The 3948-nt window shown below is 69.4% G+C and carries 3 protein-coding genes; 1 reads left to right on the top strand and 2 read right to left on the bottom strand.

Going from position 1 to position 3948, the window contains the following annotated elements; translation table 11 throughout:
• The first annotated feature begins 233 nt into the window (after nt 1–233).
• Nucleotides 234–1118, top strand: coding sequence for a hypothetical protein (locus tag ACFSKW_RS51970; RefSeq protein ID WP_379582821.1), 885 nt, complete (start codon nt 234–236; stop codon nt 1116–1118).
• A gap of 592 nt (nt 1119–1710) precedes the next feature.
• On the opposite strand, the gene ACFSKW_RS51975 is transcribed toward ACFSKW_RS51970, so the two are convergent.
• Both ACFSKW_RS51975 and ACFSKW_RS51980 read right to left on the bottom strand, forming a co-directional pair.
• On the bottom strand, nt 1711–2385 hold the full coding sequence (locus ACFSKW_RS51975) for a helix-turn-helix domain-containing protein (RefSeq protein ID WP_379582823.1): 675 nt from the start codon (nt 2383–2385) through the stop codon (nt 1711–1713).
• Nucleotides 2386–2738: 353 nt separating this feature from the next.
• Complete coding sequence (locus tag ACFSKW_RS51980; protein WP_379582825.1) at nt 2739–3821, bottom strand: AI-2E family transporter; 1083 nt, start codon at nt 3819–3821, stop codon at nt 2739–2741.
• Nucleotides 3822–3948 lie beyond the last annotated feature (127 nt).

The raw sequence follows: 3948 nt of genomic DNA on the forward strand, positions 1-3948 counted from the left end.
TTAACCTGCATAAACAGGATCACGCGAAGATCGATTCATACACCACGTCCGTGGACGTGACCCTCGGTGCTGCAGGGTGACCAATACCTGGGCTCCCCTCGGCATCGAAGGGTGACCGACGCCTGGGATCCCCTCTCACTTCTGGCGAGTCGGTTCCTGCCATCCCCGCCGCCTCCCGACACGTGGCTGATTCCTACAATCCCCGCCGACGCCGCGATCGTAGGGTCGACCGCATGGAAGACAACGCGGAGCGCTACATCCAGCTCAACGCCAGGCTGCTCGACAGGCTCAGGTACGAGGCGCTCTTCAAGGGCGGCTCGAAGGAACGCGTCCTGCAGGCCCTGCGCGCCTACCAGAACCCGGACGGCGGCTTCGCGCACGCGCTGGAACCCGACCTTCGCGGCACGACCAGCCAGCCGGAACCCGTGGAGGTGGCGTTCTGGATCCTCGACGAACTCGACGCCTTCAATGACCCGATGGTGGCCGCCGCCTGCGACTACCTCGTCTCGGTGACGACGAAGGACGGCGGCGTGCCGTTCGTGCTGTCCAGCGTGAACGAGGCGCCCCATGCGCCGTGGTGGGAGACCGACGACGACCCGCCCGGCAACCTCATCCCGACCGCCTCCATCGCCGGTCTCCTGCACAAGCACGGCGTCGAACATCCATGGCTCGGACCTGCCACATCGTTCTGCTGGAACGCGATCGCAGAGATCAAGGAGACGTCGCCGTACCAGGCTCGTGCGGTGATCACCTTTCTCGACCTGGTGGACGACGCGGACAGGGCGCTGGCGGAGTTCGCCCGGCTGAAGGAGTCGATTCTGGCCGTGGTGTCGATGGACCCGCACGCCACCGGCGAGGCGCACTTCCCCCTCGATTTCGCACCTGCACCCCTGCGGCGGCTCTCGCTCTTCACGGACGAGACGATCGCGCGGCACCTCGACGCCCTGCCGGAGACCCGGACGACCGAGGGCGGCTGGGAGCCGAACTTCCTCATGTGGACGCCCGTGGTCCGACACGAGTGGGGTGGCTACCTCACACTGGCCCGCCTCAACACCCTCCGCGCCTACGGCCGCCTCACCCCTGAGCCGACCCACCCCTGGGGCCAATCCAGATCCTAGGACTGACCGGCCCCGAGGACTGATCCGCGAAGGACTGATCCGGGAGGGACGCGATCCGGGAGGGACGCGATCCGGGAGGGACGCGATCCGGGAGGGACGCGATCCGGGAGGGACGCGATCCGCCCGGGGGTCGCCGCGCGTCGAGGACCTGCCCCATCAGGGGCCGCACCGGCTCGGGGGCTGCACCGGCCAGGGGAACGCACCGGCCTGGGACTGCACCGGCCAGGCGAACGCACCGGCGCGGAAGCCGCATCTGCTTGAGGGCCGACCCCGGAAAGGACCGGCTCGCGGGTTGACCGATCTGTCGACGACAGACCCGTCCGGGCAGCGCACCTGTCTGAGGGCCGACCTGTGAAGGACCAGCTCGCCAAGGGCCCAATCCGTCCGGGGACCGTCTGCCCAGAAGACAGATCAGTCCGGGCGGACCTACCCGAGGGACGATCAGCCCCATTCGCAGTGGGCCGACGAGGGCCGCGGCGTCTCAATCGCGACGCCCGCTGCGACCGAAGGCCACGTGTGATCGTGAGCGGAGGAGCCCCCGCCGCGAGTTCGCGAGCCGGACTCACCACGGGGAGTCGACGGCGTGGCCGCGTCAGGCGTCTTCGGTGAGGCGTGGCACAGGCGCGAGGAGGTGACCCATGGGGACGCCGCTCAGTCGCTTGACGTCGTGCGAAAGGTGCGCCTGGTCGGTGTAGCCGCTCTCGACCGCCACCCGCGCCAGCGGCACCCCCGACCGGGCCATCCGCAACGCGCGCTGGAACCGCACGATCCGCTGCAGCACCTTCGGCGAGTAGCCGAACGCCGCCACCGCCCGCCGGTGCAGGTGGCGCTCGCTCAGCCCGAGGTCCCAGGCCACCTGCCGCACCGAGGAGCCCTTCCGCAGCGCCCGCGCGATGGCGGGCGCGGCAGGGTCGGGCGCGGCCGTGGCACGCAGCCGCACGGTCAGCTCCTCCAACGTGAGATCCGCGGGAAGCCCCAGTTCCTCGAACGCGATCCGGCTGTCCCTCAACTCCTCGGCCGGAACGCCGAGCACGCCGCCCAGCGCGCCAGGCCTGAACCTGATGCCCCTGTAGACGTCGCCGGCGAGCAGCCGCACCGGCATCGGACCGGTGTCGGGCCCCGCCACGTGCGGACCGTCAGGCCCCCAGATCAGGTCGACGCACGCGTCGGGCACCACGAGCTGGACGCCTTCCTCGGCGCTGTCCTGCTCCCAGAGGCAGGCGATGCGCTCGGCGAGCGGCGACCCCGGACTCCGTTCGACGTACACACAACCAACGCTACGACTTGTGGCCGACACTTTCCGTCGCCGTGCCGCCGTCGGGCCGGCCTCCGGGTTGGAGCACCCTTGCGACCGCCACCGGGCCGGCCTCCCGGGTTGGAGCACCGTTGCGGCCGCCATAAGTCGGCCTCTCGCGCTTCGGAGCATCGTCGCCACCGCTGTCGAGCCGGCCTCTCCCGGTCTGCGGCACCGTCGCAGGGGTGAACGGCGAGGCGCGTTCCCTGAGCGAAGGGGTCAAGAAAGTCCGGAAGGAGGGAGGGGCGGGGCGACGTGACGGCGGGCGGCCGGAGTCCTGCTGGAGCACGCGTGATGGACGGAGGCCCGCCGGTGACCACGGTGGGCTATCGGGTGCCTGCCGTATCGGATGGGTCGGGGGACGGCGCGGGCGGGGAGGCCGAGCCGCCGGAGATGAGGGTCGCCGCCCACCCGGCGGACGGGTCGCTGTCTATCAGCAGCGCGCGCGTCAGCAGGCTGAGCGGGATCGCGAGCAGCGCGCCGAGCGGTCCCAGCACGAACGTCCACACGATCAGCGACAGCAACGTCATCGTCGTCGACAGCCCGACCGCGTCCCCCAGGTACTTCGGCAGGATGAACGACTGGAAGACCACGTTGATCACGCTGTAGGCGACGATGACGAGGATCATCTGCCGCGGACCGCTGTCCAGGAGGGCAAGGAGCGCGGGAGGCAGCAGGCCGAGGACGAAGCCGATGTTCGGGATGTAGGTGGTGATGAGTGCCAGCACGCCCCACAACAGCGGCAACGGGACGCCGAGCAGGGCCAGCGCGCCCACGTCGAGCGCTGAGCAGATGAGTCCGAACACGGTGGAGACCACCAGGTAGCGCCGGGTTCTGCTGGCGAACGTGGTCAGCGCGGTGGCGAGCGCGGGCCTGTGGGTTCTGCTCGCCGCGAGGATCTTCGCGGTGGCCGGTGCGTCCAGCGACATCGCCAGCAGCAGCACCGCCATCAGGAACAGACTGGACAGCACGCTCAGCAGGCTGCTCAGCAGCGTCTGCACGATGCCCAGCACGCGGGCGGGATCGTACGACTGGATGGCCTTGTTGAGCTGTTCGTTGCTGATGCCGTGAGAGATGGCGAACCGCTGCGCCTCGGCCAGCAGCTCCTGGAACTGCGTGGCGTAGGTGGGCAGGATCGCGGCCAGCTGCGTGACGGACACCGTCAGCACCGCGACCATCCCGAGCAGGACCATCACGACGATCAGGAACGGCACCGCGACCTGCACCCAGGTCGGTGAGCCCCGCCTGTCCAGCCAGCCGCGCACGGGTGAGACCGCGATCACGAGCACCAGGGCAAGAACCACCGGGCCGGCGATCGAGGCGACTTCCCGCAGTCCGAACAGCGCGATGACAGCGCACGCGGTCGTCAACAGCACAATCAGCGCCCGTGGAGCCGAGCGATCTCTCACCTGTGGTTCATACCCACCAATGTCCGTTTGGTACGGCAAGCCGGGATGTGTTGCGGGTTCGGCGGTGCGTTGATTTGACGGTTGGCGGAGTCGTACATAGAGTTCACCAGTCCCACCCAGTCGGCGA

Origin of the sequence: Nonomuraea mangrovi (genome assembly GCF_042681425.1) — a bacterium.
GTDB classification, from domain to species: domain Bacteria; phylum Actinomycetota; class Actinomycetes; order Streptosporangiales; family Streptosporangiaceae; genus Nonomuraea; species Nonomuraea mangrovi.